Genomic DNA, 26,259 nt, shown 5'->3' with positions numbered 1-26,259 from the left:
CCGAGGCAAGGCGTGCGACAAACGGGATGCTATCCTGCGATGATCGCACCCTGGCAGATGATCGCACCCTCGCAATGGTCTAACAGCGCGATCGCCAAAGCACTTAAGCGGCAGTGCTCTCTGCATAAACAAACACCGGCACTCGCTTGAAGGCAGGCGTACCCGATCGGGTTTCGATGTGTGCTTTGAAGATCACATTTACTTCGGGGTAAAACATCACAGCAGCACCTGGACGCACCGCTCCATAAATCACTTCAACATGCTCTAGCTTGCCTGCATCACCCTGAACGGTCACACGCTGATGTTCCTGCAATCCTGCTGGCTCGGCATCAAGGTGATTCATCAAAATGCAGTTGCGGTGAGGCATGCCCCGGTAATGGTCGCCAATTTTATAGACGACTGTGTTGTGCTGTGAGTAGCTGCGTCCTGTCATGAGCGCCAATGCAACGCCTGGGGTTGATTCTGGTACGCCGAAGTCTTGAGGTTGAGGCAACGTCAGTTTGGGTAGCGGCGTGACGAACATAGAAGCTTTGCCCGATGGGGTCGCAAACGTTGGTTCCGTAAAAATGCGTCCGCCGATCGTGAACTCTTCTTTAGTCTCGTCGATCGTCCCAATCTTCTCGTAGCCAGGAATGGTCTGGGCGATTAGTTGACGGACGTATTTCGTGTCCTGGAGTTTGCGCCAATCAACCGGATCATGGCCCAGAATGCGATGGGCGATCGTTGTAAGAAACTCCACTTCCGAAATCAGGTCAGCATCCTTAAGGTGGGTTTTGCCTTCATCGCTCAAACGGACGAAGTTATTGCCTGATTCAGTCGTGACTTTATGCGGGTTCTCAAAGCGGTTTAGAACCGGGATGACGATCGTGTTCTGCTTTGCCAAACCGTTGAAATGTCCTAAATTCGGTTTCGTGGCGACGTAGATGACGGTTTCAATATTACCGATCGCTCGTTTCGCCTGCATTGAATCTGGGTTCGCACCATACAGATTACCGCCCAAGCAAAGTAAAGTATCGACCTTACCAGCATCCGCCGCTTCGATGAGATCGCGAGTATGGTAGCCCTGAACTTTGCTAAGCGGTCGTCCCAGCAGCTTTTCAAGCGCTTCTTGAATTTCTTTCTTGAGCTTGACGGTCACGCCCATCGAGCCGAAACCTTGGACGTTGGAATGTCCCCGTACAGGCATCGTGCCTGCTCCTTCTTTGCCAGCATTCCCCGTCATGAGCGCTGTATTGGCAATGCTAAAGACGTTATCGACACCGTTCACATGCTGGGTGATGCCCATTGCCCAGCCGAAAACCACCCGTTCCGAAGTGCCAATGATCAACGCAGCCGCTTCAATCTCCCGTTGAGAGACCCCACAGGTTTCGGTGATGATGTCCCACGGTGTCGATCGCGCTTGCTCCACGACGGCTTCCCAGCCTTCGGTGTGCATGCGCAGATAGTATTCTTTCAGCAATCCTTGCTCAATGAGCGACTTTTGAATGCCTGTAAACAGCGCTACATCGCTACCAGGAATCGGTTGCAGGTAGAGAGACGAAATCTCAGCCCCTTGCAGCAAACTGGCCGGAAAGGCCGGTGAGCCAAATTTGACCAGCCCAATTTCCATCATGGGATTAACGACGATGATTTTGGCACCGTTTTCGCGAAGCTTAATCAACTCGTTCATCAAGCGGGGATGGTTATAGGCCGAGTTTGCGCCTGCTAGCACCACACAGTCTGCTTTCTTGAGATTCTCCAGGCTCACCATAGAGGTGTTGGTGCCAAACATCTGCTTGAGACCAGTTGTTGAAGGGGCGTGGCAAAGATCTGAACAGTCTGCCAGATTGTTTGACCCCATCGCCCGAATCATCAGTTGCAGCAAATACGCCGCTTCGTTGGACGATCGCCCAGAGCTGTAAGAGGCAATTCGTTCTGGCGTTTTGTGAAAAGCAGTCTCCGCGATCGCGTAAATCTCATCCCAGGAAAGCCGCTCGTAGTGTGATTTGCCTGCCCGCAAAATGACTGGAAAGCTCCACCGACCCAGGCGATCGGCTTCCATTGACGTCAGTTTCTGAAGCTCACTGATACTATGTTTCTCGAAGAATTGAGGGGCGATCGCGGGTTTCAGTTCTGACGAAATGGCTTCAACGCTTTTCATGCAGCGCTGCAGCTTCTCACCTTCTTCGTTGGTAAAGCCACCTTTCTGTCCACCCGTTCCCCAAGAGCAAGATAGACACGCACTGTGATGCAGCAGTGTTTCCCATAACTTGGGGCCTTCTGACGACAACGTGTGCTCTGCCCAGTATTGAATGACGGAAGGCCCACCCCCGATCACGGGCGTTTCATCATTCGTCTCATGAAATGGCGGAATGGGTTGAATATCTCGCTGCGTCTCTGCATCCATCGGTTGCACCTGTGCCTAGATCTGGGCAAATCGAATTGTACGATTAAAGCTTGCACTCCAGAGCCACTCTGTATCCGGCTGTACCCAACTTACAAGCTTCTAACTGCACATTACCCTAACGACGCTGTTTACCCAATTGACCAATAGAAAGATCTCAGCGATCGGCAGGTAGCTAGCAGCCATCGGCTATCAGCGATCAATACACGCCTGAGCGCCGAACTTGGAGCGTTGAGTTTTCCCCCACGCCCTACTCCTCGTGCCCCACTCCCTCAGCTGGAATTTGCCCAGCCAGCGGTAGTTGTACAGTAAAGGTTGTGTGTCCTGAGCCGCTGTATACCGAAATTTTGCCGCCTAAATAGTCAACCAATTTGCTCACAAGCGCTAAACCTAAACCAGTGCCACCCCGTTTCCACGGGTCAGCTTGGGGAACTCGATAGAACTTTTTAAAAATGTGAGGCAGTTCTGCCGCTGGAATTTCTGCACCGGAATTATCAACGACGAGTTCAAGATGTTGGGCTGTCCAGTTGACACCGACTTTAATTTCACCCTCGGGCGGCGTGTATTTACACGCGTTATTGACTAACTCAAACACAATGCGCTCTAAACTTGGCTGGTCGGAAACGAGCACAGGAATATGCTGTGACAACTCTACAGTTAAGCTCTGCTGCTGTGTCTCAGCCCGTTCGGAGAATGATTGAATAATGGGTGGTAGCCAATCATTTAAGTTAATGGTTTCAGGATGATAGGTTTGGGCACCAGCTTCCAGACGCTGTAAGTCGAGCAGGTCATTAATGAGATTGATCTCACGAGCGCATTCGGTCTGCAGAATTTTCAGGTACTGTGCAGTAGAAGTTTCAGAGCGAGAGACTTTGAGTAGCTCGATCGCCATTTTGATGTTTGCCATGGGCGATCGCAGTTCATGCGACACCGTACTCAAGAAATCATCCTTCAGTTGTGACACACGCTGAAGCTCCTGCACTTGTTGCTCTAAAGCAACTTCTACCTGCTTTTTGGACGTAATCTCTTCTAAAAGTAAAAGAAAGCCGTCAGACTCATCATGCGTATCGGTGCGCCCCGATCGCTCTGATTGGTAGAGAAGCGGTTCTAGTTTCAGCTCAAACCAGCGATCGCCCCGTTTATAGTTTCTGGATGCCACAGAGCGTCGCTGCTGAAGGGCTTGCAAATCCAACTGCCATTGCGCTTCACTCATCCAGTTGGGTATCAGGCACGTATTCAAGTTACTGCCGCTCGCAACCTGCAACCAATCGGCGGCGGTTGGATTGCAGAACCACACCCAACCATCCAAATCGGCTGCCAGCAAGCCGATCGGCAAATTGCGCGCGATCGCAGCTTGTGCCGACTGTGCGCGTGCGAACTGTTTTGCCAGTGTTGCCATACGAGTGACACTTTGTACTAAGCTTGCTTTCTGGTATGGGTTAGCCTCGTTGTCTCTCTTTAAGTGAGGCAACCGCAAAATAAGATCGTCATGATGCTGATTCCAAAGTTGCTGCACTTGGCTCTGGAGGAATGTTGCCAACCGCATACGATCGTTGATTACAACTGCGATCGTGGTTAACGTACATAATCCCAACGGTAGTACAACGGGCACCCAATAACCCAGTTGGAATAGCAGGAGGCTGAATCCTCCCCAGCCAAAGCATAGCCCTAGCAGAATAAGAACCTGAAGTGATTCACGGCGTCCACTTAGTAGCAAGCTCAAACCGGGACCAAGCAAACCTAGCATGAGTAAAGACCAGCTAAATGAGACTGGTTTCAACGCATTTTGCTTCAACAAATTATTAATAACAGCCGCATTGAGAAAGACTCCACTTGCAGGTGGATTGCGGTCAAAGGGGGTGACGAGCGAGTCAATACCGACTGCCGTCACCCCCACTAAAACTATTTTGTTTCGCCATGCGTGTGAGGGTACCCGTCCTTGAATCACATCAATAAATGAGTGCTGCGATAGCGTTTGGGCACGCCCCGGCCAGTTAACCCATAAAGGTTGACTCAATGATTGGGGTAAAGGCACGGGGGCAAACATTAAGGAGTACGCTTTTACAGTGGCCAGCCCCAAAGCAACACCGTCTTTGGTCTGCAGATCGATCTGACGCGTCATGCCATCAGGGTCGGGTTGTTTGAAAATATGCCCAGTCGCGATCGCTGCTTTCCGCAAAGCAGGGACTGGCAGCAATGGTAAGCCTGTGCTATCCCGCCCTTGGGCCAGCACCACACGACCACTTTGTGCGATCGCCCGAGCGAGTTTGGCATCATCCGGGCTAGACTCGGACAAAACCAGATCCATCATCACAACGCTCGGTGTCTCTGTATCCTTTTTTGTCAAGGTGTGCAGCAATTCCACGTATTGCCCACGCGCCCAAGGAAACCGACCAATCTGTTTGATACTGGCATCATCGATCGCAATGAGTACCAGGCGATCGTCCCATGACTGCTCTCCCCTCAGCCGAAATAATACGTTATAAGCCAGCTGTTCTAGCGGTTGCAAGGCTCCTACGGTCAGCAAACCAGCGCAAACTAGAGTCGTCAAACTCCCCGGAAGTAACCGCCAGCTATACCTACTGAAGCGCCAGTTCATGGGTTTCTTGTTTTCCTAGCGGTGTCGTAACGACCACCTGAATTCTCAGGTAAGACGGCACCAGTCGCGAGTCAGCCCTAAACCTTCCAGTCCGATCGGTCACTTGCGGCACGCCGTCAATCGTCACACTATTGACTGGATCAACTTTTCCCAACAGCCGTACCTTGCGCACACTGCTTTCAATAACTTTCTCAAACTCGTATTGTAGGCTGGTATCATCCGTCAGCGCTACAGGTGTAGAGGGTGCTTCCCCTGGCATTGTAAAGTTCTGAAAGCCCCCTGCCACGTTAACAGACTGCCCTTGTGCGGCACTATTGACCGCGCCTTGACTCACCACCAGTCCTGTTTTGCCGTTTGGCTGTACCGCAACCCCAAACACCGTACCACGCACACCACTTAAACCGACTGGTGTTTGAATTTCAAGTTCTGAGCCTTTGTGTGTAAAAGGGCGGACTCGAAGGCGGGCATTGCCTGTAGGCACCTCCAAATGGGTAATTCGACCATTATCAGAAGCGATATCTAGCCTGCGAATAAGCAGGGTGGTTTGCTCCGCGACTTCAACGACACCCACGCCAGTATCCACAAAGAGGATGGCACTGGACTTTTTACCCGTTGTGATGCTGTCACCAACCGCTTGTAGTCGATCGCCCACCTGTGCAGAACGGCGTGTAGCAGCACCCGCCAACGTCACCTCATTAGTAACCTGCTTCACTTCGAGCCAGCGATCAACCCGAACCTGAAATGACTGTTGCGCCAGACTGTAGACCGCAACAAAGAATGAAAGCACGACTGCCAAAATAACAGTCCCAAGCAGTGCAGCCTGACGCTTCATGTGTGCCTCTTTGCTAGTAGTCTGTCAAGTTGAATGGATGGCTCAGGAACGCTTTTAGGTTGTTTTTCGAGCGCTTAAAAGGTCTCAAAATATCTTATCGGCAAAATACAAGCTGAAAATTGGGCAGTGCCAATTGACGGCTTATCCATGATTGAAAGCGTTGCTGTAAGCACACCACTTAAAGAGAAGCGTTTATCTTCCTCAAGATAGTAAACGTAACATAACATCCGCTCAACGCACCATCAGCTCAATACATTTCAACGCAACAGGCACTAGAAGCACTAGAGGCGCTTTGCACCGTTTGCTTTGTATTCCGATCGCTTGCAGTGAACCAATTTTTGGCCTGAAAGCAAGCAAACGGGTAGTTATCTTTTCTAAATCTGGTCACGTCCCTGGTAGCAGCGTTCAACAATGAGCGGTCAGCCATCAGATAAAACCGATCGCTGACCGCTCAATAATGGCGTCTTGGGCAAAAGGGCTTGAAGACTGGTCTATGCCTTGGTGCTACTACTAAAAAGCCCTTCTCCTGAGGAAAAGGGTGAGATGAGCCGTGTATTGTGGTTTCTGGCTGATCGGGGTGGTCTCTCACCATTCTGCCGCAACCACCCTTTGCAGTGCGTTAGTAGCGCGCCCCGTTTAGCGCGCGCCCCGCTTATGCAGCGAAGCGAGAAGCTGAGGACGAACCTGCTTTGCCCACAGATCAAAATTAAATCCGTTTGCATTGCTGCTCATCGACTCAGCAGCTTTATTTTGTTCAGTTTCAGCTTTATTTTTCATACAGTTCCTAATCGGCGCTATTAAGTACTTTGAAACAAAACCCAATCCTAGTATGTCTGTCTCAGGGCATAATCTGCAGTGCTAATGCGGTAAACGCAATCGCTTGATGTCATTTGTGCATAGCAAGGCGGAAACAGCCAGCGTTAGCTCAATCAACGTAGCGGGGACCCACGATCGCACCCTTAAACACAAGGGTTTCCAAGCATTGCTCTACGCTGGTGACAGAATTATTTTAAAGGCTTGAGATTAAGGCTGTGGTTAAGCTTTTGTGAATGTTCGATGAATCTAGTGTTCCCACAGTTGCTACACGGATCTCAGTGTCAAGCAAATCATTACTTGCTGACTCTCAATGCTTTTCACTTGAAGAGACTGCTGGCTAGACCGCTTTAAGCGCTTGCTTAATTTCCTCGATCGTCCGCATCGTCAACTGCTCAAGCGTTTCTTCTGCCTGGTAGCAGATGCGTACATCTGCTTGAGCATAAAGCGCTTGCCGTTCCTCTAAAAGCGTCTGAAGCTTAACGGTTAGATCAGTGCCTTGCAGTAAGGGGCGCGTGTCATCTGCTTGTAGTCTCACCTGGAGATGCTCCACTGGAACATCCAGCCACACAACGATGCCATGACGCAGGTGACTCCAGTTTTCACGCTTGAGGATGATACCGCCACCGGTTGCTATCGTCAGCCGCATATAGGGCGATAGTTCAGCTAAAACCTGGCTTTCCAGCTTGCGAAACTCAGCCTCGCCTAACTGAGCAAAAAGCTCGCGAATGGGTAGGCCAGTCACTTGCTCGATCACGGCATCGGTATCAAAAAAGCGGTAGTCCAGTTCTGCTGCCAGGCGTTGTCCTACCGTCGTTTTACCTGCCCCCATCATGCCGATTAAGTAGAGGTTGGTACCTTTTAAGAAGTCATTCACGCGTCGATACTCATGCCACGTTGCTGTTGCCAGAATACCGCGATCGCGCTGTACCGTTGATCCTTCACAAGCATCCTTCACAAGCATCTTTCACGTTAGCTTCTCACGCTTACCTGCCCGGCAAAGCAGTTGTGCTAATTCCCTAAACCCTTCGCCTGCGGCTGCGTTTGTCACGTAAGCCGGTTGATGCGCTAAGCGATCGCGATAATCCAACACATTTGCCACCCCTACCGAAAACGGAAACCGCTTGGCATCAAACAAGCTCTCGTCGTTGGGGCTGTCGCCCACCGTTACAATATGTGCGGCTGTGTAGTCAGGAAAGTGCTGCTGCAAGACGTCCAGGAGACCTGCTGCTTTATCCTGTGATCGCAGCTTTAGGTGGCATTGCACGGTGCTGTAAGTAAAACCCCATGAGGCACTCTGACAAAGGCGCTCAAGCTGTTCCAGTTCCGCTATGGCTAAACCCTGCACATCAAATGTCCAATCTGTGACGCGGAAGCGATTGTCGTCAGACTCTCGTAAATTGGGGAAGGTGGTTTGTAGGTGCTGGAACATCTCAGCCAGTCTTTGGCGATGCTGTGCAGTGTCTACCAGCGGCACGAGCAGCGTTTCTACACGGGGCTCTCCAGCGTAAAATAAACCACCATTTTCAGCGATCGCGCCCCAAATCGGTAGATAATGCGCCAGCCCACTCCCCCAGCCCGCCGATCGACCCGTGACAAGCAGTACCTGAATCCCCGCTGCCGTCAACTGCTCAAAGGCTTGTAGTAATGCTGGTGTGAACTTTCCCTCCGTTGTCAACGTTCCGTCCATATCCGTTGCTACCAGACGCACAGATGTCAGGTCAACGTCAGAAAATGCTTGTGCTAGAGGCGCAAACCGCATCGGTAGTGAAGAATGAAGAATGAAGAAGAGGGGAAGTTGTGGGTTTTGAATGTTGGGTTTAGTACTGACTACTGGTTGCTGACTACTGGTTACTGACTACTGGCTACTGACTACTTTCTCTCTTAACCCTATGCCCTTTACCAACATGGGACAACTTACTCCTGCTCAGCGTCATGCTCTCTATATCCAGGAAGCCACGCGATCGGGTATCCACAAACCTATACTCGCTGCCCTATATCAGGTACAAACCCAACCATCTCTAACAGATGGCGAGACAGGTTTGGGGATTGCACCTGCGAACCAGACAACGCTGGAACAAGTGGATACCTTTGTTGCACAGATCCAGTATGCCGCTAACACAGTGCGTAGTCTTACGCATAGTCTCATTGCTGCAGGCTGGACTAGCGTAGAGCTGTGGAATGGTGAAGCGGGACGCTATACGGATCAATTCATAGAGGCGATCGCAGCAGGCTACACCGCACCACTTAGTGATCAATCTGCCGCCCTACTAGAAGCCTGCGATCAAACAGCCCTACTTCAGGCCTACAGCGACGACTTAAAGGTTGACGCTCAGATCGCTCAAATGCCTCTTTCGTTCTCATATCTTGATGCCGCACTGCTTGCCTTTTTGGAAGCCTTGCCTTATTCCTATTTCAGCCTGCCTCACCAGCGTCATGCGTTGTTGGAATTGGTGCGTTTATGGCGTCAGTTGGATCAGCATGAAGACGCGATCGCCTTATTGGATATTGAATTGGCGGATCCGTCAGCGATCGTCGATGACGCCAAGCTAGACTCCGCTTTACGACGCTTTCTACTACTCGTTGCGCCTGCCTATGCGGGGTATCCTCACCAGCGAGAAGCGTTGCTGCGCCTGACTCAGCTCTGGCAACAGTTGGACTCACGAGAAGCGGCGATCGTTGCACTGTCAAAACCCCTCTCGCCCTCGCTCAGTTTCAACAGCATTGATGCCGCACTGATGGCGGTCGTGCAAAGCCTTCCCTATACCTATGAAGGTAGAGGCGATCAGCGGAATGCTCTGGTGGAAGCCTTTCGCCTCTGGCATCAACTAGAGAGCCGCAGTGCCACACTGATTGAACTAGGCATCGACCCTGATCTGTTTACCATCGAAGCACCCAATCAAACGGCGATCGCTCATGCGGCGGCTCAACTTGACCAGGCGCTGCTAGACTTTATGCGCCGCCTGCCAACCCTTTACAGGGCCACCGATAGACAGCGTGATGCCATGCTACGGTTAACCCAGTTTTGGCGATCGCTTAGTACACCTGAACAAGCCCTCCAGTCTCTTCTTAACGACCTGAAACAGATGTCAACCGCGCGGCGTGATACGCCTGAAGCCCCACCCAAACCAGTACCGATCACCCCGTCTGCTCGGCCCGATCGCTGGACGCCTGACACGCTACAGCTCTATGCCGCTATCGTCCCCAACGGCAGCTTTACCTGGGCAGAAGCGACCGCTGGTGGCTTACAGATACCGCCTAACCAGGCAACGGTTGATGCGATCGTTCGCCTTGCCCAACTGATACAGCAAGCCCGCGATCGACTGGGTCGCCCACTGCATGTCACCCATTGGTACCTCACCGCAGCGTCTAATGTTGAACGCACCGCCAGCGTATCGCGTCGTCATCACCTGGGTGATGCATTGACTTTCTACTGCGAGGGGATCACGGGTGCTCAACTCTACTGGTTCTTAGATCCATGGTGGACCGGAGGCTTAGGCTATGACGCTCAGCTACCTTTGCTCTGTTATGTTGATGCTCGGCGCGATCGCGCCCGCTGGCAAGCGTAAGCATCTTGAGCGAGTTATACGTAGCGCGCCATTGTAGTCGAGTAGTGACTGTCACAACGCACCAGCCTTGTACTACGGACTAGGCGAGTGCTTGAATTCCCGGAAAGTAAGCTAGGCTAGTGATATAGAAGACTGCAATCAGGGAATGCTACCAATAGAATTTGAGTTCACCATCTCCCACTGCCATGTCAACCCCTATGCTCTTCGTAGAACCCTGGTTGGCTCAAGCGCCTAGCAAACCTGCAAAGCCTAAGCTCATCACCACAGAATCTGCAAAGGCTCCAGATACCAGCACGAATCAGCCATGGATGATGACGTCTGGAGGCTTGTTGCTGCTCCTGGTGATTCTGGGGATCATGTCAAAACTAGCAACGGACAAGCTTGCCAAGCAGGTCAAGTTTGAAGCGCTGAAGAATCGGGAACTCCAGAAAAAGCTTAAGTTTGCGGTCGGCACCATCGGCAAAATGGAGAAAAATCCCGACCTCATTCACTCGCGAGAATTTAATCTTGACTATCTAAGAATGCGGATGGATGAAGAAGTCTTTCACTTCGCAATTCTCAACCAAATCAAAATCAAGGTCAAAGACAAAATCTCCCTCGCGTTGCGTCCCGGTCAAGGCAATCAAGGAGAAATCGGCATTGCCAGTTCAGGGCGGCAAATCGACGAAATCTTTGACGTCGAGTATGAACCCGGCGATTTGCCCAAAGGCACTAAGCGCGTGTTGTTTCGGATTGAGATCAAAATCTTCAAATTGCCAACACAGCCGACTTCAGTCACGATCGGTCAAATTATTGACTGCATGGAAACCTTCCTTAACCCCACGAGCGAACACGACAGTTGGCAGCCTACCATTCAAGGGCGTATTGCCAACATGCGCTGGGATCAGAAAGCGAAACCAACGCCGATGCTGGTGTTGGAACAGACCCAGGAAGGTTCTAACGTCACGTTTAAAACCACACGCATGGCGCACAGTTAACAGCACTAGCCATTGCTTTGGTCGTTGCTTGATGAACATTGCTCAATGAAGCATCAACGCTCAGCCACCCGTTTTCTGCCAGCACCCAAAACGAGTGACAGAGCGATGCTACTGTCATCCAGATTACTCTCACTCAGACTATCGTTCAGCCATCTCGTTTCTGTCTGTGATGGAGACGTTACCTGTAGCCGTCCCTACCACATGCCCCGCTTACCGCTGGGACGAACCGTCATCCAGTTCGTACGTGCCATGGAGAGTTGGTCTTCTGTGAGCTTTGCACCTGTTAAGTTAGCACCACAAAGGTTTGCGCCCCGCAGATTGGCATTCAACAAGTACGCCTGTGAGAGGTCAGCACCCCGTAAATCGGCACCTTCCAAATCGGCGTTGTTCATGTACGCCTTGACCATAATGGCGTCTCGTAAGTTTGCCCGGTTCAAGTTCGCTCGACCAAAATCCGTATTGAACAGATTTGCACCCTGCAGATTAATCTTGCTCAAGTTGGCTTGATGAAAGGTGGCACCAGAAAGGTTGGTCTTTGGCAAGTTAAGAGAGTTCAGGTCATAGGAAGCAAAGTCACGCCGCCCTTTCGAGTAATAGCTTTGCAGACCGTCAGCATCTAACCGAGTGGATTTAGTCTTACCACCGCTGGCGTCCTTGCCGCGTCCAGTGGAATCTTTGCTTTTGAGCGACGTACTGGCAGAGGCTCTGGAGTCGAATACACGACTGCGAGCCGGACCTGACTGAAGACTAGTCGCATCAGATTTAATTTGCCGTGCTCGAATGGCTGCAGCAGCACGTGCATGGGGAGAAGACGGAGTCCCTGTGGAGTCAGGACCGAAACGGTAGTCTCCTGGTTTACGCATCGTATTGCTCGGTTGAGCAACCATGCCGTTTGCCAGACTATCCAGATAGGGTTCCAGATCGAGCGCTCTAAAGATGTCATCTGCCGACTGGTAGCGGTGGCGGACGGATACTTCGAGCATCTTTTTCAGAACGCCGATGAAGTGTTCGTTGATATGAACGTGCTTTTGCCAAAGCAATTCGCCCGTTGACGGATCGTAGTCCAGATCTTTGGGTGATTTTCCAGTCAATAAATAAATACAGGTGACGCCTAAAGCATAAATATCGCTGGCAGGCACCGGGCGCATTGCCATTTGTTCGGGGGGAGCAAAGCCAGGTGTGCCGATCGCGTAGGACGTAAAAGCGGTCTGTTCAGAATTAGTCGAGTTGGGCTGATGCTGGTATTTGACGGCACCAAAGTCAATCAGGACAAGCTTGCCATCCTGGGCGCGGCGGATCATGTTAGCTGGCTTGATATCGCGATGAATGACTCGATTTTTGTGGATGTACTCCAGGACTGGCAGCACTTCGCTTAAAAAGCGTTTGACTTCTTGTTCAATCAGCGGGCCGTCGCGTTTGACAATTTGCTGTAGAGTATAACCACTGACGTACTCTTGTACTAGATAAAATTCTTGGTTTGCCTCGAAGTAATCGAGTAGACGCGGCACTTGAGGATGGTTGCCAATTTGACCCAATGTGCGGGCTTCACGCTCAAACAACTCTCTCGCCATTTGCAACACATGAGGCGCCGTTGCACTCGGACGGAGCTGTTTAATGACACAGTTTGGCTGACCCGGTAGAGATTCATCGATCGCAAGAAACGTAGCGCCAAAGCCACCCTGTCCCAGCGCCTGTATCACCCGATAGCGATTATTCAGCAGAATATTTGAGCCACATGCTGGGCAGATATCAGCAGGGGCAGAGTCTTCGGGGTTAGGACAGCTCGGATTTAAGCAGTAGCTCATTTAGCATTACTCGCTCTGACGTTGCCTACTGGGATATTGCTACCCTAGTTTCATTATCTGTGCAGGAACAGCAAACAGGAGTGTCGTTCATGCGGGTTAGCCCTTGAAGAGTTGCTAAAGTTCTTCTGCCTGCGCGTAAAGCTATCAATATTGTCCTTACATCTACGGACTTGGCCGTCTCTTCAAGATACACCCTTGCTTCTAATGTGCCCAAAAGCCGAAGGTGCACAACAGGCTCATAGCGAAGCCTATAAGTAAATACTTGAGGCTGAGAAGAATTCCGAACGTTTAGCGGTTAATTTCTATCACTTCGATTCTCTATTGCTAAAACGATTTTGAAAAGGTGCCGCAAAGATTGTGCACAGACAAACAGGCACACGTTGCATTTTGGGTGGGCTGGTGACCGAGGCTGGACTCCACTATACTCCGTTCAGCATGCCATACACAGTTAAGGGACTACAGTTCGACGGAATGAGTGCAGCGTCAGCAAGGGGCAGCGAGTAGGACGGTAGAATAGTTTTGCGTAGAAAAGGTTAGTAGGCAGGTCATGCGTATTTCTTTGAACTGGTTGAGAGAACTGGTTGACATCACAATGAGCCCAGAGGCGTTGGCAGAAATGCTGACCATGGCAGGGTTTGAGGTAGAGGAGATTGAAGATCGACAAACATGGGCAGACGGGGTGGTTGTGGGTAAGGTTGTCGATCGCCAGCCGCATCCCAACGCCGATCGCCTGAGTGTCTGCCAGGTCGATATCGGTGCAGCAGACCTTTCGACGATCGTTTGTGGTGCGGCTAACGTCAAAGCGGGTCTCTTTGTGCCAGTCGCAACGTTGGGCACCTTCCTGCCAAAGGTTTCAGATGGCCTCAAAATTAAGCCTGCCAAGCTACGCGGCGTCGCCTCAGAAGGCATGATTTGCTCGCTAGCAGAGCTTGGCTTGGTGAAAGAGGCAGACGGCATTCATAGCTTTGAAGCAGACGGTTTGGTAGTTGGCAGTGACGTGCGTCCGCTCTTAGGGTTGGATGACGTCATTCTCGATTTGACTTCGACTGCAAACCGAGCGGATGCCCTCAGTATGGTGGGGATTGCCCGTGAAGTGGCAGCATTGACTGGCGCAACCTTGAAGTTTCCTCAAGCAGCCGCGATCGCCGCACCCTCGACAGCAGAGGCCCTGACTCTGAAAATCTCAGAACCACAGGCTTGCCCAACTTATATCGGTACAGTCATTGAGCAGGTCACGATCGCACCTTCTCCTCGGTGGCTCCAGCAGCGCTTACAGGCCGCCGGAACGCGCCCGATTAACAATGTGGTCGATATCACAAACTACATTTTGTTGGAGTGGGGACAGCCGCTGCATGCGTTCGATCGCGATCGGCTTTTAGCGGTCAGCGCTCAGCCGACAGCCGACAGCCAAAAGCCCGAACTCAAAACTCAAAACTCAAAACTTAAAACGCTTCAGGTCGGTGTCCGCTTTTCGGAGTCAGGCGAAAGCCTCAAAACTTTGGATGGGCAGACGCGCCCTCTCTACGAGCAAACCTTGCTGATCACGGCGGGCAATCAGCCAGTCGCGCTGGCAGGAGTGATGGGTGGTGAGGCGACTGAAGTTCATGCTGGCACTCAGAGCTTGCTGCTGGAGGCGGCGTTGTTTGATGCCGCTGTCATTCGTCGCTCTGCCCGATCGCAGGGTATGCGCACCGAGGCATCCGCACGCTACGAGCGCGGCGTTAACCAGGCAGAGCTTGAGGTAGCATGTCGTCGAGCGATCGAGCTGATTGGTGACCTCGCGGGTGGTGTGGTCGTCGCTCAGTCGGTGGCTGATGCTCGCACTAGTCAAGCGTCAGCGCGATCGATTGAACTGCGGCTCGATCGGGTGAATCAGGTGCTAGGCCCCGTGACCGTCGGCGAAGAGCTAAGTGAACTGCAACCGCAAGATGTGGAGCGTACCTTGACTGCTCTGGGCTGCGATCTTTCACCCATGACGGTCGATCGCGTCTGGACTGTAACCGTGCCGCCTTACCGCTATCGCGACTTAGAGCGCGAAATTGACCTCGTCGAAGAAATTGCCCGCCTCTATGGGTACAACAATTTCTGTGATACTCTGCCTGACAAAACTGAAGCAGGCTATCTGTCGATCGAACAAGCCATCAGTCGCAACTTACGGCAGACGCTACGCGCGATCGGGCTGACAGAGGTGACGCACTACACGCTAGGCAAACCTGGAGAGGAACGCCAAATTGTCCTCTCAAACCCGCTGTTTTCAGAGTATTCTGCCTTGCGCACGAATCTAGTGGCAGGCTTAATTGATGCCTTTCAGTACAACCTGGAACAAGGTAATGGCCCGTTAAATGCGTTCGAAATCGGTCGTATCTTCTGGTCTGAGGAGGATGGACTGAGTGAAGCCGATTCGCTTGCAGGCATTTTAGGTGGCGATCCGACGCACGGTAAATGGGTCCGTTCTGGACGAGAACAACCACTGACCTGGTTTGAAGCCAAGGGCCTGTTAGAAAGTGTCTTTCGCCGTTTAGGGCTAGTGGTCGAGTACCAGCCCGATCGCCGCGATAAGCGGCTGCATCCCGGACGTACGGCTTCTCTCTGGATTCGTGGCGATCGTCTTGGCACTTTTGGGCAGCTTCACCCACAACTACGTCAAGAACGCGGTCTGCCGGACGAAGTCTATGTGTTTGAGCTTGATCTGGATGTGCTGCTCGATCACCTCGATCACGATGAAGCGCGAGTCCCGATCTTCCAGGCCTTTGCCACTTACCCACCGTCCGATCGCGACATAGCCTTTTTTGTTTCTAGCCAGGTATCGGTGGCTGAAATTGAGCGCGTGATTACGAAAGCGGGTGGGAAGCTATTGGAATCCATCGACTTATTCGATGAATATCGCGGTGAAAATGTGCCTGCAGGGCAGCGTAGTCTTGCTTTTCGACTGCTTTACCGAGCCAGCGATCGGACGCTCAAGGATGACGACATCGAACCTGTCCATCAACAAGTGCGAGAAGCCCTGGTCGACAAATTCCGCGTTGACCTCAGAAGCTAAATGAGGGCTGTCGCAGACACCGGGTTTCTCCATGATGAGAGGCTATTGAGCATCAACGATCGTCCAGAAACCCGGTATCTTTCAAACTGTGCACCAAAACTCAACCCGACTGACTAAAGCGATGACAAAATACGTCCTCTGGGGCAATTACTGTGACGATGTGCTAGAAAAACGTGCTCCTTATCGTCAAGCCCATCTCGACGGTCTTGCGAAACAGAAAGCCTCTGGAGTGCTGCTGACGATCGGGCCGACCAAAGATTTAACGAAAGTGTTTGGGCTTTATGACGCTGAAGATGAAGCCACCGTACGCCAACTGATTGAGTCTGATCCCTATTGGCAGAACGCTGTTTGGACGGAGTATGACGTAAAAGAGTGGATTCAGGCGCTTTGAATTAAGGTCGTCTCTATGGACGTTCCTGAGCCGCTTTTCGAGCCGATCGCTGAGAAAAGTTTTGCCCCTGTAGTGGCACAAGGCCTTGCGCCACTAGGTGAAATGGGCTACAAACGGCAAACGGTGGCTCGGTCATACTGGAGCTAGTTAACAATTCACTGTCCTGTTAACCCTCATGAAACTGGCAATCTACCAGGGAGCAGGCATCCCTAAAGATGTAACCGCAAATCTGACACTGTTAGCGCGGATGTCCGTTGCTGCCGCCAAGCAGCAGGTAAATTTGCTGATCTTTCCCGAATTGTTTTTAACGGGCTATAACATTGGCGACGCAGTCAAGGAGTTGGCTGAACCCTTTAATGGACGATCGCTCCAGTTTGCAGCCAGTCTTGCCCGTGAATCCAAGCTGGCGCTTTTGTTTGGCTATGTCGAACGCGATGGCAAGACGCTCTACAACTCTGCAGCTTTGATTGATGCCGATGGCAACTTAGCGGCAAATTATCGTAAAGCGCATCTTTTTGGCGCAGAAGAGCAACGGCTGTTTATGACTGGCCGGGAGCGAGTGTTACACACGATCGCAGGCGTTCGAGTTGGCGTCCTGATTTGCTACGATGTCGAGTTTCCTGAAGCTGTACGAGCTCTGGCGCTACAGGGTGCTGAACTCATTGCCGTGCCGACCGCGCTCATGTTCCCCTACACCCAAATTCCGCTGGTGTTAATTCCCACTCGCGCTCTGGAGAATCAAGTTTTTGTCGCCTATGCCAACCGTATTGGGGTGGAAGGCAACCTGAAATACTGCGGCTTGAGCACGATCGCGGCTCCCGATGGCACGGTGCTGGCCCAGGCAGGTGCAGACGAAACACTGCTGGTAGCGGATCTCGACCCAGCAGCGATCGCGGAGACACGATCCATCTTTTCGTATTTGGACGACCGCCGCCCTGAATTGTACTAACTCGTATTGGTTAGCGTTGCTAAAAAGCCTTTCCTCGTAACGGTTGCTACCCCTCTGCTGAGAGACATCAGTTAGGCTAGAACTGTTAACATTTCGTAAAGATTGAGTTGGTTTTATTCAGGCATATCTGATCACGATTACTTCGCGTTTTCTTCGTAGGGAAGCGATTGAATGACATCACTCGAAGAGGTTCCATACTGTATCGCTTCCTGCAAAGAGGCAGATTCCGTCTTTTCAAACACCAGATAAAGCCGATAAAACCGCTGCACAGTCCAACTTCTCGTGATGCGATCGTGCTCAATGCCAGTACACAGGCTGTTCTTGAAACTACAACAGCAGAGACGTTTCCGCTTCACACCCGTTCTCAAAGCACAGCAGTATGCCTCCGACCAACCGTCGGTAAACCGCCTCGCCTCACTTCATAGATGGTTGGTATTACAACAGTTTCTTGTCGATCGTGCAGTAGATTAGAAGCGGCTGATGTTCATAGCTAAATGAGGGAGCGACAAGGAATGGTGGATGAGACTGAAAAACAATCGGCACATCGGGTTGTCATCGTTGGTGGGGGATTCGGTGGACTGTATACCGCTAAAGCGTTAGGTCATACGCCTGTAGAGGTTACGCTGATCGACAAACGAAACTTCCATTTGTTTCAGCCGTTGCTCTATCAAGTAGCTACCGGATCACTCTCTCCGGCAGACATTTCGTCACCGCTGCGTGGCATCCTCAACAGCAGCAAAAATACGCAGGTGTTAATGGATGAGATAGTCGACCTCGATCCGCAGCAGCAAAAAGTAGTGTTAAAAGGCGAAACACTGGCTTACGATACGCTGATTGTGGCAACAGGAGTGAGCCATCACTACTTTGGCAACGATCATTGGAAGCAAACGGCACCTGGTTTGAAGACGATCGAGGATGCTCTAGAAATGCGCCGCCGTATTTTTATGGCGTTTGAAGCTGCAGAAAAGGAATCTGATGAAGAGAAGCGCCGCGCCTGGTTGACGTTTGTGATTGTGGGTGGCGGGCCAACAGGGGTAGAACTGGCAGGCGCGATCGCAGAACTCGCCTTCAAAACGCTGAAGCGCGACTTCCGTAAGATTGATACAACTGAAGCGCAGGTGCTTCTACTAGAAGGTCTGGATCGGATTTTGCCACCCTATCCACCCGATCTATCGGCGAAAGCAGAAGTCTCCCTTACCAGGCTGGGAGTGACGGTTGAAACGAAGGTGCTGGTAACCAATATTGACGACAACATAGTCACGGTGAAGCGCGATGGTCAAGAAGAATATATTCCCGCACATACGGTTCTGTGGGCAGCAGGGGTGAAGGCCTCTGCCATGGGTCAGGTGCTTGCCGATCGTGCTGGGGCGACGCTCGATCGAGTCGGACGAGTCATGGTCGAGCCGAATCTGAGCCTTGCCGGTCATCCAAACATTTTTGTCATTGGGGATCTGGCAAACTTTCCCCATCAAGGTGAACGACCACTGCCTGGTGTAGCCCCTGTTGCTATGCAAGAAGGCGAATACGTTGCCAAACTGATCAAGCAGCAACTGCTTGGCAATACGATTGCCCCCTTTGTGTATAAGGATTTTGGCAGCCTAGCTGTCATTGGTCAAAATGAGGCAGTGGTCGATCTTGGCTTTGTGAAATTCGACGGACCACTCGCCTGGTTCCTCTGGATCTTTGCCCATATCTACTTCTTGATTGAGTTTGACAATAAGTTGATTGTGCTGCTGCAATGGGGCTGGAACTATTTCACCCGTAAGCGCGGTGCACGCATCATCACAGGTGAGCCTGTGTTGAATGACGACAGCCTTTATCAACCGCCAATTAGCAGTCAGGCACCCGTCAAAGTCTAGGCAATCTATCGTCAGGGTAAAAAACAATACTGCAAATTTTGCTCCGATCGCAATTGCATTGAGCGCAACGCGAGTACTCGAAGCAGTTGGGACTTCTCAAATAACTAAAAACTGGGCTAATAGCAACTAACTATTAGCCCAATTAAACTATTTTTCCATGTCGAGTTGCTTGAACTATTTCTGCTTCATTGGTTCAGCAATGTATTTAAAGTCAGGTTCAGCATTCCAGGGACCGCGCTCATCCTTGCCGTTGCTTGACAGATTGTAGTAAAGATCAACGGTTTCATCAGGTTGAATGTTGCCAAACATGGGATCAGTCAGTTTACCAAGCGAATCGAGCGCTTTCATGAACATCTTTGTATGCGATATTTCTCGCGTCAAAAGATGCGTCAATGTTTGCTTGGTACCTTCGTCGGTCGCTAATTTGATCAGCGCTTCGTAGGTTTGACGCGCCCCCGCTTCAGCCGCGATGTTTGCCCGTAGATCCCGCACAACATCACCACCTTCATTGAGATAATTAGCCGTCCAAGCATTGCCTTGACTATCGAGAAAGTGAGGACCCATGCCACGCACTGCAAAGAGCGTGCTGTTGAACGCTGCAGTCTGATCAACATTTTTGGTGTGAGATTCAATCATCTTACCCACCATTTCCAGATGACCAAACTCTTCGATCGCGATGTCTTGAAGCAGATCGCGGATGCCAGGGTTTTCGACATGAAACGATTGCACCCAGTATTGTAAAGCAGCAGACAGTTCTCCGGTTGCACCACCAAACTGTTCTAGCAATAGCTGAGCAAATTTGGGATTGGGCTCATCAATTCGCACAGCGTGAATTGGTTCTTTTTTGTGGAAAAACATGTGAGAAATCCTGCGTTAATGGACGTTTGAAAAACAAGCTCTTATTTCTGGTAAAGAAATTTTCAGTGTCATCAATAGCTCTATACCAAACGAACTTTAAACAGAAAAAAAGTATGTTTCCTGACTCCAAGGATAGAGATGAGTAAACAGGCGATAACGTACTAATTTCAATCAGAAAAGGGCCACATCTTGTAGGGAGATAGCATTGCTATCTCCCTACCCAACGATTGATCTATAACGACGTTCTTTAAATCGTTATTAGTTCAACAGGCTCAAATGTGAACACATTTTCGCAGCCAACATCGCCTTTAAAAGTCCTCCTTTGAATCGATGTCAGCTGTCTGCAGCAGTTCGACCAACTTACTCCATGCCCAAAGTCATTGCTATTAGAGTGCTTCAGATTTTTACTTTTTGCTAAAAACTAATCTTAAAACCAATTTTAGCTGTTGAGTATCTCCCTAGATCAGTGCAACTTTCTCAATCATCTGCTAGCGATTTTGTGTAGACGATCTATACCAGGATTGTCATCTTCAGAAAAATCTGTATGATGCTGATGGGTATTTCAGCCTCATTTGCTATAAGCAAGCAGGTCTTAAAGCCTCTTTGCCTCAGGTTTAACCTTGGGTTTACTGAAGCTTAACCCACGCCTACTGCTTACTACTTATTCTGTTACTTTACATGCGTATAAGTTTGTTCTGGAGTCTTTAAACTGTGGCGTTTGAATGTCTGAAGCTACGAAACTGAGCACAATAATGCGATCGCCAGGAGCGAATAAGCTACCTGAAGACTCTCAACCGTTCATCCTGGTTGTTGAGGATGAGGCGTTGATTCGGGAAACAATCACCATGGCATTAATGGATGAAGGCTATCAGGTGTTAGCGGTTGAGGATGGGCGTCAAGCGCTAGATGTCATTCAGGCCTCTCATGCTCTTGACCAGGAGGACATACCCGCGATCGACTTGCTGATCCTGGATTTAATGTTGCCCTACATCAATGGGCTTGATTTATGCCGTTTGCTACGACAAGAAGGGATGACAACACCAATTTTGATGCTCAGTGCGAAGGGTTCTGAGACCGACATTGTGGTGGGACTGGAGATTGGAGCAGATGACTATCTGGGAAAACCGTTTGGGATGCGGGAATTGATTGCACGGTGTCGCTCTTTACTGCGTCGCGCTAGCCGTCAACCTCAACTGCAAGAGCAATTGGTCGTACAGTTTCAAGAGATTGCACTTTATCCCCAAGAGTGCCGGGTCACCGTGCGAGACGAGGCCGTTAGCCTGTCACCCAAGGAATTCACGCTACTGGAATTGTTTATGAATAATCCGCGGAGGGTCTTCTCTCGCGATCAACTTCTGGAGAGAGTTTGGGGGATCGATTTCATGGGCGATTCGAAGACGGTCGATGTGCATATTCGCTGGTTGCGAGAAAAATTAGAGTTAGATCCTAGCAATCCGCAGTACATCATTACCGTGCGAGGGTTTGGCTATCGTCTTGGGTGAGCATCGCGGCGGTGGCTTCCAGAACCTAATGGATCAGCCACAATCGAGCATCCTGCTCGCAGGCGTGAACCAGACGCTCACACTCAGTCGATGTGGCTTATTCAAACGAGTGATCAACAACTCGTCCATTTTGTGTAAGGGAGCGAAATCTTGAGCCCCTAAAGCGATAGATCTTTTTCAGAAATCACCTTAGGGACTTTAAAGAAATAATGTTGTGGACTGTAGCGATCAGCCGTCAGCGGTCAGCCGTTAGAGAAGAGCTGATAGCTGATCGCTAATCCAAAAGTATGCAGTTATTTTTTAACAAGTCCTTACCCTCTAATCGATGCGAGAGGCATGCCTAGCCAGCCCAGAAAGTTTTGCTCCTGGCTGTGGGAGGGGCGCTCTACTGGAATCACCTGGAAACGAGTCAAGCGTGGTTCTGCCAAGGTCACTATAGAGGAACGCAATTCATCCTGATGGAAAAAGGAGAGCTGTAAGCGATCGCCCCCTCGAAAGTCTCTCAGGCGCTCAGTCAGTTGGTCAGCGCTCACCCGCAACCCGTTCATTGCCAGAAGTTCATCGCCTGCATCAATCCCTCCTTGCTGGGCAGGCGACGCCGTCTCAACAAATTTCACCACTTCCCGTCCAGCTTCTGTTTTTACCGTCAGACCCAGGAACGGGACGCCATCTTCTAAGCCACCATCTGCCAGCAGGCGCAGCCCAAACGGATTGAGATAGTCATCAAACGGAAGGTCATCGGTGCTATGTAAACAGTGCTGCCAGAAGTCTGATAAATCGGTTTCGGCAACGGTTTCAATTACCTGCTGAAGTTGTGCTGGTGTAAAGCCCACTTCGGGCTTGCCAAACTGTTCCCACAGTTGTCGCATCACGTCATCGAGCGATCGCCGATTACGATGGCGCTCACGAATCAGCAGATCCAGCAATAGCGCCACCATCTCGCCCTTGAGATAATAAGACATCTGAGAGTTGGGGCTATTCGCATCGGCTCGATAGAGCTTAATCCAGGCATCAAAACTCGACTCGCTTAACGGCTGCACCTTGCGGCCCGGTGTCATCTGAAAGCGCGTAATTTCTCGATTGAGCGCCACCAGATACGTTCGCAGATCGTAAATGCCTGCTCGATAAGGAATCACCAGATCATAAAAACTGGTCATGCCCTCGCTAAACCATAACGAAGGCGTGTAGTTCTCTTGCTCATAGTCAAAGACTTCCAGCGCTTTCGGGCGAATCCGCTTCACATTCCAGAGATGAAAGAACTCATGCGCGACTAACTGGATGAAACGATCGTATTTATCCTTGCTACGAAACCCAAAGCGCTGATAAATCAACGAACAAGAAGACTTGTGCTCCAGTCCACCAAAGCCCTGAGATGACAGGTGCAGTAAAAACAGGTAGCGATCGTACGGCAACCCGCCAAACAGATCTGCCTCCACTTGAATCAGCTTTTGGATATCTGCAATCAGGCGCTCTGGTTCTAGATTGCCGTCTCCCCAGATGGCCAGTTGATGTGGTTTATCCAGTGCTGTGAAGTTGTATACCGAGTGATAACCAATTTCAAACGGGCTATCCACCAGCGTATCAAAATCGGCTGCTTCAAATGTGTTCGTCTGTCCTTCTAGCGTCGGCAAGGGCGTTGACACCTGCCATCCAGAGGGAGGAACAATCGTGACCGACACTGATTGCTGCTCATACCCCGGCACGTAGAAAAACAAAGCTGCCCCATTAAAATACCCATGAGTACTATCAAGATGATTCGTACGCACGGAGAGTTCGTTGGCATAAATGCGATAGCGCACGATCAACGACTCGTGCCCCTGCCGATCGATCTGCCAGTGATTTTTGCTGAGCTTGCGCCAAGGTAAAGGTGTTTCGGGGCGATCGTCAGCCACTGTCGAAAAGTCCTGTAAATGCCTGGCATACTCTCGCACCAAGTAAGACCCCGGTGTCCAAACTGGCATTTTTAGGTCGAGCAAAGACAGTGTCCCCTGCTGCCAACCTTTAAGGTGCAAACACACGTCAAACAAGTGCGTTTTCGGCTCTGGCATAGCAACCTGGTAGCGAAACTGGAGTGACGCCAGCACGGGCAATGTCGTTGAAGCAGCCTCTCGCTTCACATCGGTTTCCAGTCGTTGCAAATGGTCTACCTGAGCGGTTGACTCCAACTCTTCTCGATTCATGCCTAATCTTGCTCCTGACTAACAAACAGATGGGCGACCAGCACCAGTGTGATCCTCACTTGGCCGGATCGACTTTTGCTCTTAAGCTTGCTAGAGGCTATACACAAGCATTGCTAGAAGCTGTTAGCCTAAACGCTGTCCAAGGTAAGCATTCTAATCGGTTTTAGCAGTTCAGACGAAGCGATACCAGTTTGTTTTCCTCCACAACGCGTTGCTTCGTCATGTCGAGAAACGCAAACTGTAAGCGTCATGCAGCATCTATAGCCATAGCGGTACTCGTTAGGATGGGGTGCAGGGGTGAAACCCCTGGTTGGGGGCACCCACTCCTCCTTTGATCCCCATATCCTCAGCTTTGTAGCAACAGCTATGCTACGTCAGCTTTGACAGATTGGCACACATCATACTAGCCCGCTCCGAGGCTTCGCTGTATCTGTTTTAACGCTAGACCTTTCCTGCTAAATGGGTCAGTTGCTTTAGATTTACCAGGCAGACTGTATGACTGGCGGCATCAATTTTAATCCAGCCTTTACTGTCTAGCTTTTCCATAATCTTGGCGGTTTCTTCAACGCCAATATCAGTGACATCTGCTAGATCTTTGAAGGGAATGTTAAAAATTTCTACGCCTTGCTGCGAGTCCTGACCGTAATTTTCTCCCAGGGCAACCAGAGTATTAGCTAATTTAACAGCTGGCGGTTGGTGCCGTAACTGAAAGCGGAGGTTAGTCTGCCGCAGCCGTCTCACCATCAATTGGAGCATACGGTGGTGCAGCTGTGGGTCTTTGAACAAGGTTTGAATAAACCGCTGCGCCGAAATGCTAATCAGCTTTACCGCAGAGAGCGCAATGACATCGGTCGATCGCGGCGACTCGTCCAGAATTGCCATTTCGCCAAAAAAATCTCCCCGTCCCAGTACTGCCAATGTTACGACATCTTCACCGGAGCCAGAGAGGCGTCGCACCTTAACCCAACCAGAAACTACAAAGTAGACGGCGTTGCCCCACGCATCTTCCATTAAAACAGCCCGATTGGCAGGGTATTCGTGTTCAACAGCGACTGACAGGAGCCACTCCAAAGTCTCTGGATTGGCTGCGGTTAAAAGGGGGAAGAGTTCACTAAACGCTTCGATCTGCATGAAAATCCGTGAAATAAAGTTGAGGCTGAACAGGGAACAACAGAACAAGAAAGACCCATTCCGAAAAGAGCTTGTCCCAACACCATCATGGCAGGAGATTCGAACCTTCCTTGAGGGAGAATTTACGGATTCTTTAAGTCAACGGCAGGTTTTGCGTAATGTTCAAGATAGTAGCAAGCTTTGAACCGCACTTGTAGTCTGTCTTAACGTTAGCCCAACGATAAGAGAAGCAAAGCCATGCCTAAGGAGGACAACAGCTAACTTGAGCCTGCGATCGATCGCCTCACTGAGCATTCATACGGGCATGGTACACGTTAAGCAAATCCATCCTACAAAGCATTAGCAATCTTTTCTCTAGACCAACGGTTCTAAGTTTTGCATCACTGCTTCAACAGCGGCTTTGAGTTTGGGGCGTAACGCTTCAACATAATGAGGCCAACCAACCAAAATCGGCTGTTTGTGTGCGAGTGTATCGGCATCTAAGTCATCGGATGAGAAGCCGAGCGATCGCCCCTCTAAATCACAGCAGACCAGTCCGGCAGATCTTGCTAAGGCCAGGGGACCCACGGTATCCCAGAGCTTCACCCGACCATTGAAATAAAGGTAAAGACCGGCTCGTCCTAAAATAACATCAACCACTTTAAGTCCAAAGCTTCCTAAAGAGTAAAACTGAGCCTCTGGAATCAAGCGGGCGATCGCGCTGCCAAACCGCGACTGGTCGCGATGACCAATTAATACTGGGCAAAATCCAGCGGTCGGTGGCGCTGGCTCAATTACTGCTAGCGGTTCAGGTACGGCCTCGGCAGTGGTCTGAAACAAGCCCCAATCGGGTCCACCATAATACATCTGGTCATAGGCTGGTGCGTACAACCAACCGGCGATCGGCTGATGGTTTTGCAATAAACCTACCATCACAGCATAATCACGCCGACGATGGATAAAATCTTCTGTCCCATCGATCGGATCGATGCACCACAGCCGACGATAGCGATCATGAAACTTTTGACGGGACTGTGCGCTCTCTTCTGTAATAACCCCATCGTCAGGGAACATCATCGTAAACGCAGTCGACAGCTTTTGATCCAGCGCCGAATCGATGCTGGTCACATAGTCATCTGGCCCCTTCTCAAAAACCTCAAACTGACTCGCTGCCATTTGCTTGGCATACTGACCACAGTGGCGCAATAATTGTCTGATTTGTTGATCAAGATCTAAAGGAATCGGGTTCATAGCAAAAGCATGGCGCTTAAAAAAGAATTTTAGACGTTTGATCAACGACCGCTTAGTCTGTTTGCGATCAATATTACGCTTAAACAAATAGGCTTCAACAGACAATCTCAAGCAAAAAAAAACGGGCTAACCAGGGAAGGG

General features: G+C 50.6%; 20 protein-coding genes. 8 read left to right on the top strand and 12 right to left on the bottom strand.

Going from position 1 to position 26,259, the window contains the following annotated elements; all coding sequences use genetic code 11:
* Positions 1-103 precede the first annotated feature (103 nt).
* The 6 genes from C7B82_RS03860 to C7B82_RS03840 form a co-directional block, all read right to left on the bottom strand.
* Entirely contained in the window at positions 104-2,386 is a 2,283-nt protein-coding gene (locus C7B82_RS03860) for an FdhF/YdeP family oxidoreductase (protein WP_106254986.1), read from the bottom strand.
* A 247-nt stretch (positions 2,387-2,633) separates the two neighbouring features.
* A complete protein-coding gene (locus tag C7B82_RS03855; RefSeq protein ID WP_106254985.1) occupies positions 2,634-4,982 on the bottom strand; it encodes a CHASE2 domain-containing protein in 2,349 nt (782 codons plus the stop codon).
* Positions 4,963-5,814, bottom strand: a complete 852-nt coding sequence (locus C7B82_RS03850) for a FecR family protein (protein ID WP_106254984.1) — start codon at positions 5,812-5,814, stop codon at positions 4,963-4,965. Before C7B82_RS03850 ends, C7B82_RS03855 begins: the two co-directional genes overlap by 20 nt.
* 636 nt (positions 5,815-6,450) lie before the next feature.
* Entirely contained in the window at positions 6,451-6,591 is a 141-nt protein-coding gene (locus C7B82_RS31905) for a hypothetical protein (RefSeq protein ID WP_181357338.1), read from the bottom strand.
* Positions 6,592-6,967: 376 nt separating this feature from the next.
* Complete coding sequence (locus C7B82_RS03845) at positions 6,968-7,591, bottom strand: shikimate kinase (protein ID WP_219903982.1); 624 nt, start codon at positions 7,589-7,591, stop codon at positions 6,968-6,970.
* Between the two features lie 3 nt (positions 7,592-7,594).
* On the bottom strand, positions 7,595-8,389 hold the full coding sequence (locus C7B82_RS03840; protein WP_106254983.1) for an HAD-IIB family hydrolase: 795 nt from the start codon (positions 8,387-8,389) through the stop codon (positions 7,595-7,597).
* Positions 8,390-8,519: 130 nt separating this feature from the next.
* Here C7B82_RS03840 and C7B82_RS03835 point away from each other — a divergent pair, with 130 nt between their 5' ends.
* Both C7B82_RS03835 and C7B82_RS03830 read left to right on the top strand, forming a co-directional pair.
* Positions 8,520-10,196: a peptidase M15A gene (locus C7B82_RS03835; RefSeq protein ID WP_245939719.1), complete on the top strand. Its 1,677-nt coding sequence runs from the start codon at positions 8,520-8,522 to the stop codon at positions 10,194-10,196.
* Positions 10,197-10,381: 185 nt separating this feature from the next.
* Entirely contained in the window at positions 10,382-11,173 is a 792-nt protein-coding gene (locus C7B82_RS03830) for a hypothetical protein (protein WP_106254982.1), read from the top strand.
* A 194-nt stretch (positions 11,174-11,367) separates the two neighbouring features.
* On the opposite strand, the gene C7B82_RS03825 is transcribed toward C7B82_RS03830, so the two are convergent.
* On the bottom strand, positions 11,368-12,978 hold the full coding sequence (locus C7B82_RS03825; RefSeq protein ID WP_106254981.1) for a serine/threonine-protein kinase: 1,611 nt from the start codon (positions 12,976-12,978) through the stop codon (positions 11,368-11,370).
* 547 nt (positions 12,979-13,525) lie between these two features.
* Between C7B82_RS03825 and pheT the strand changes: the two genes are divergently transcribed.
* From pheT to C7B82_RS03810, 4 genes are all read left to right on the top strand, one after another.
* Positions 13,526-16,018, top strand: a complete 2,493-nt coding sequence (pheT, locus tag C7B82_RS03820) for a phenylalanine--tRNA ligase subunit beta (protein ID WP_106254980.1) — start codon at positions 13,526-13,528, stop codon at positions 16,016-16,018.
* Positions 16,019-16,139: 121 nt separating this feature from the next.
* On the top strand, positions 16,140-16,409 hold the full coding sequence (locus C7B82_RS03815; protein WP_106254979.1) for a YciI family protein: 270 nt from the start codon (positions 16,140-16,142) through the stop codon (positions 16,407-16,409).
* Positions 16,410-16,424: 15 nt separating this feature from the next.
* Positions 16,425-16,556, top strand: coding sequence for a hypothetical protein (locus tag C7B82_RS34150; RefSeq protein WP_281258923.1), 132 nt, complete (start codon positions 16,425-16,427; stop codon positions 16,554-16,556).
* A 28-nt stretch (positions 16,557-16,584) separates the two neighbouring features.
* Positions 16,585-17,358 (top strand): carbon-nitrogen hydrolase family protein, encoded by a 774-nt coding sequence (locus C7B82_RS03810; protein ID WP_106254978.1) that lies wholly within the window; start codon positions 16,585-16,587, stop codon positions 17,356-17,358.
* Between the two features lie 137 nt (positions 17,359-17,495).
* Here the strand turns inward: C7B82_RS03810 and C7B82_RS31285 are convergent, their stop codons facing one another.
* A complete protein-coding gene (locus C7B82_RS31285) occupies positions 17,496-17,714 on the bottom strand; it encodes a hypothetical protein (protein WP_146141040.1) in 219 nt (72 codons plus the stop codon).
* 156 nt (positions 17,715-17,870) lie between these two features.
* Between C7B82_RS31285 and C7B82_RS03805 the strand changes: the two genes are divergently transcribed.
* Positions 17,871-19,217 (top strand): NAD(P)/FAD-dependent oxidoreductase, encoded by a 1,347-nt coding sequence (locus C7B82_RS03805; protein ID WP_106254977.1) that lies wholly within the window; start codon positions 17,871-17,873, stop codon positions 19,215-19,217.
* Positions 19,218-19,391: 174 nt separating this feature from the next.
* On the opposite strand, the gene C7B82_RS03800 is transcribed toward C7B82_RS03805, so the two are convergent.
* Complete coding sequence (locus C7B82_RS03800; RefSeq protein WP_106254976.1) at positions 19,392-20,075, bottom strand: manganese catalase family protein; 684 nt, start codon at positions 20,073-20,075, stop codon at positions 19,392-19,394.
* 722 nt (positions 20,076-20,797) lie between these two features.
* Here C7B82_RS03800 and C7B82_RS03795 point away from each other — a divergent pair.
* Positions 20,798-21,577: a response regulator transcription factor gene (locus C7B82_RS03795; protein ID WP_425443597.1), complete on the top strand. Its 780-nt coding sequence runs from the start codon at positions 20,798-20,800 to the stop codon at positions 21,575-21,577.
* Positions 21,578-21,888: 311 nt separating this feature from the next.
* On the opposite strand, the gene C7B82_RS03790 is transcribed toward C7B82_RS03795, so the two are convergent.
* The 3 genes from C7B82_RS03790 to C7B82_RS03775 all read right to left on the bottom strand — a co-directional run bounded on the left by C7B82_RS03790 (position 21,889) and on the right by C7B82_RS03775 (position 26,118).
* Positions 21,889-23,757 carry a M61 family metallopeptidase gene (locus C7B82_RS03790; RefSeq protein ID WP_106254974.1) on the bottom strand — a complete coding sequence of 623 codons (1,869 nt, stop codon included), beginning with the start codon at positions 23,755-23,757 and terminating at the stop codon, positions 21,889-21,891.
* A 441-nt stretch (positions 23,758-24,198) separates the two neighbouring features.
* Complete coding sequence (locus C7B82_RS03785) at positions 24,199-24,888, bottom strand: Crp/Fnr family transcriptional regulator (RefSeq protein ID WP_106254973.1); 690 nt, start codon at positions 24,886-24,888, stop codon at positions 24,199-24,201.
* Positions 24,889-25,242: 354 nt separating this feature from the next.
* Positions 25,243-26,118, bottom strand: coding sequence for a 3'(2'),5'-bisphosphate nucleotidase CysQ family protein (locus C7B82_RS03775; RefSeq protein WP_106255109.1), 876 nt, complete (start codon positions 26,116-26,118; stop codon positions 25,243-25,245).
* Positions 26,119-26,259: the final 141 nt, after the last annotated feature.

Source organism: Stenomitos frigidus ULC18 (assembly GCF_003003795.1).
Lineage (GTDB): Bacteria > Cyanobacteriota > Cyanobacteriia > Leptolyngbyales > Leptolyngbyaceae > Stenomitos > Stenomitos frigidus_A.
This window is presented reverse-complemented; position numbering and strand designations above follow the sequence as displayed.

Coding starts and splice junctions, on each gene's coding strand:
- C7B82_RS03795 (WP_425443597.1), top strand. CDS start 20,798: ATGTCTGAAGCTACGAAACTGAGCACAATAATGCGATCGCCAGGAGCG.
- C7B82_RS03825 (WP_106254981.1), bottom strand. CDS start 12,978: ATGAGCTACTGCTTAAATCCGAGCTGTCCTAACCCCGAAGACTCTGCC.
- C7B82_RS03805 (WP_106254977.1), top strand. CDS start 17,871: ATGGTGGATGAGACTGAAAAACAATCGGCACATCGGGTTGTCATCGTT.
- C7B82_RS03790 (WP_106254974.1), bottom strand. CDS start 23,757: ATGAATCGAGAAGAGTTGGAGTCAACCGCTCAGGTAGACCATTTGCAA.
- C7B82_RS34150 (WP_281258923.1), top strand. CDS start 16,425: ATGGACGTTCCTGAGCCGCTTTTCGAGCCGATCGCTGAGAAAAGTTTT.
- C7B82_RS03775 (WP_106255109.1), bottom strand. CDS start 26,118: ATGAACCCGATTCCTTTAGATCTTGATCAACAAATCAGACAATTATTG.
- C7B82_RS03830 (WP_106254982.1), top strand. CDS start 10,382: ATGTCAACCCCTATGCTCTTCGTAGAACCCTGGTTGGCTCAAGCGCCT.
- C7B82_RS03840 (WP_106254983.1), bottom strand. CDS start 8,389: ATGCGGTTTGCGCCTCTAGCACAAGCATTTTCTGACGTTGACCTGACA.
- C7B82_RS03850 (WP_106254984.1), bottom strand. CDS start 5,814: ATGAAGCGTCAGGCTGCACTGCTTGGGACTGTTATTTTGGCAGTCGTG.
- C7B82_RS03810 (WP_106254978.1), top strand. CDS start 16,585: ATGAAACTGGCAATCTACCAGGGAGCAGGCATCCCTAAAGATGTAACC.
- C7B82_RS31905 (WP_181357338.1), bottom strand. CDS start 6,591: ATGAAAAATAAAGCTGAAACTGAACAAAATAAAGCTGCTGAGTCGATG.
- C7B82_RS03800 (WP_106254976.1), bottom strand. CDS start 20,075: ATGTTTTTCCACAAAAAAGAACCAATTCACGCTGTGCGAATTGATGAG.
- C7B82_RS03785 (WP_106254973.1), bottom strand. CDS start 24,888: ATGCAGATCGAAGCGTTTAGTGAACTCTTCCCCCTTTTAACCGCAGCC.
- C7B82_RS03855 (WP_106254985.1), bottom strand. CDS start 4,982: ATGAACTGGCGCTTCAGTAGGTATAGCTGGCGGTTACTTCCGGGGAGT.
- C7B82_RS03815 (WP_106254979.1), top strand. CDS start 16,140: ATGACAAAATACGTCCTCTGGGGCAATTACTGTGACGATGTGCTAGAA.
- C7B82_RS03860 (WP_106254986.1), bottom strand. CDS start 2,386: ATGGATGCAGAGACGCAGCGAGATATTCAACCCATTCCGCCATTTCAT.
- C7B82_RS03845 (WP_219903982.1), bottom strand. CDS start 7,591: ATGCTTGTGAAGGATGCTTGTGAAGGATCAACGGTACAGCGCGATCGC.
- pheT (WP_106254980.1), top strand. CDS start 13,526: ATGCGTATTTCTTTGAACTGGTTGAGAGAACTGGTTGACATCACAATG.
- C7B82_RS03835 (WP_245939719.1), top strand. CDS start 8,520: ATGCCCTTTACCAACATGGGACAACTTACTCCTGCTCAGCGTCATGCT.